This window comes from Duganella violaceipulchra (assembly GCF_019166075.1).
Lineage (GTDB): Bacteria > Pseudomonadota > Gammaproteobacteria > Burkholderiales > Burkholderiaceae_D > Rugamonas > Rugamonas violaceipulchra.
Genome location: NZ_JAHTGR010000090.1, coordinates 1 through 779, shown reverse-complemented (window position 1 = coordinate 779; position 779 = coordinate 1). Strand labels below are relative to the sequence as shown.

General features: G+C 69.4%; 1 protein-coding gene. It reads right to left on the bottom strand.

The window, feature by feature from the left end:
• On the bottom strand, positions 1–779 hold a 779-nt coding region (locus KVP70_RS33095; RefSeq protein WP_229225261.1), incomplete at both ends, for a condensation domain-containing protein.

Here is a 779-nt window from a genome sequence, read left to right as displayed (position 1 = left end):
GCTCGAACAGGGCCAGCTGCGCCACCGCCGTGCGCGGCGCGCGCGCCACCTGCTCCAGCAGCGACAGCCACTGGCCCATCAGGTACTCGATGGTGGCCGGCGTGAACAGCGCGCTGCGGTACTGGCAGGTGAAGGCGATCGCGTTGGCATGCTCCTGCACCGTCAGCTCGAACTCGACCTTGACATCGAGTTCGGCCTCCGAATGATGCGCCGCGCCGTTCTCCAGCGGCAGCTGCCCGTCGAGGAAGTTGAGCACATTGAACAGCACCGGCGTGACCGGGAACTGGTTGGCCGGACGCGGCAGGTCGAGTTCCTCGATCAGCTGCTCGAACGGATATTGCTGGTGTTCCAGCGCCTGCAGCGCGATCTCCTTGCTCAGCGCCAGCACCTGCTCGAACGAGGCGTCCGGCGCCACCGGGGTGCGCAGCAGCACGGTGTTGAGGAAGAAGCCGATCAGCGGCTCCACCTCGGCCAGGTCGCGCCCCGCCACCGGCGTGGCGACCACGATGTCGCGCGTGCCGCCCAGGCGCGCCAGCCACACCGACAACGCGGCCTGCAGCACCATGAACAGCGTGTTGCCGCGCGCCGCGCACAGCGCCTTCAAGCCTGCGCAGGCCGCGCCGGTCAGGCTGACGCTGTAGCGCGCGCCGGTGGTCGGCGTGGTGGCCGACAGCGGGAAGTCGAACGGCAGCTGCACGCGCGGCAGCTCGCCCTGCAGCTGCTGGTGCCAGTAGCCACGGCTGGGATGTTCGGCCTGCGCCGAGATCAGACCGTTCTGC